Below are 1,118 nucleotides of genomic sequence, written 5' to 3'. Positions count from 1 at the left end.
CGCGCGCTCGAGGACCCCGCGTGCGAGGCAGTGCGGGTGCATGCCTGCCACCAGGATTGGGTCGACGGCCTGGTGGCGGCGCTGGAGCTGGCCGGGCTGCGTGCACGGGTGGTGGACACCGACAGCTTTGCGTTGCAGCGTGCTGCCGGGTTCGAGTGCGGTGCCGTGTTGCAGGTGGAGGCCGGGCATCTGGTGCTGCATGTGTTGTCGGCAGACGGTATGGGGTGGCGAGGCGAGGCTGCCACGGCGACCGACTTGCCGCACGCGCTGGCCGAATGCGTCGACCGCTGGTGCTGGCGCTCGACGGCGCCATGCCATCCTGTCTGGTGCTGGCCGGGGCAGCGGCCACGGCGCGCAGGCCGCGTACCTGCAGCGTCAGCTGGGCCTGGACACCCGCCTGTTCGGCCCGCCCCAGCCCGCGTTGGCACTGGCCTACGGGCTGGCCGCGCGGTGTGCACCCTGATGTACGCACTCAACCTGCTGCCTTGGCGTGAGTGGCGGCGTCAGCGTGGGGTGCGCCAGTTGCAGGGGATGCTGCTGGGCACTGCGCTGCTGGCGCTTGTCGGCGTCGTACTGCTCGATCGTCAGGCCAACCACCGGCTTGTGTCGCAGGGGGCGGCCAATGCGCAGTGGCGCGAGGCGATCGATCAGCTCGAAGCGCCGGTCGCCCGAATGCACAGCCTGGCGGCGCAAGGCGATGCGCTGTTGCAGCAGGCGCAGGTACTGGAGGCCTTGCAACATGCCCCATCGCCCGGGGCGCAGGTGCTGGGCTGCTGGCCCGGCGTGTGCCCCCCTGGCGTACAACTGACCCGCCTGGTGCTTGAGGGGCGCCCTGCGTCTTGAAGGCGTGGCACAGGGCGGGCGCCGGTCACCCGCTTGATGAGCCACCTGGGGCAGTCGCCGGGGTTGGGTGATATCCGCCTGCAGGAGGTCAAGGCCACGGCGGATGGCGAGGTGTTCCAGATGAGTGCGCAGGTGCGGCCGTGAACCTCGGGCTGAGCTGGGCGGCGCTCGCGGCAGCGGCATGGCCGCGCAAGCTGTTGTTGCTGGCAGGCTGCGGATTGCTGGTGCTAGGGCTTGGGCATGGCGTGCACTTGCGTGCTGGCGACGCGGCGCTG

General features: G+C 70.9%; 1 protein-coding gene. It reads left to right on the top strand.

What is annotated here, in order from left to right:
* A partial coding sequence (locus G3436_RS26915) for a PilN domain-containing protein (RefSeq protein ID WP_243667362.1) occupies positions 1 to 843 on the top strand: 843 nt, incomplete at its 5' end.
* Positions 844 to 1,118: the final 275 nt, after the last annotated feature.

It is taken from the genome of Pseudomonas brassicae (assembly GCF_010671725.1).
GTDB lineage: Bacteria > Pseudomonadota > Gammaproteobacteria > Pseudomonadales > Pseudomonadaceae > Aquipseudomonas > Aquipseudomonas brassicae.
Note: the sequence above shows the minus strand (reverse complement) of the source record. Positions and strands in the feature narration are given on the sequence as shown.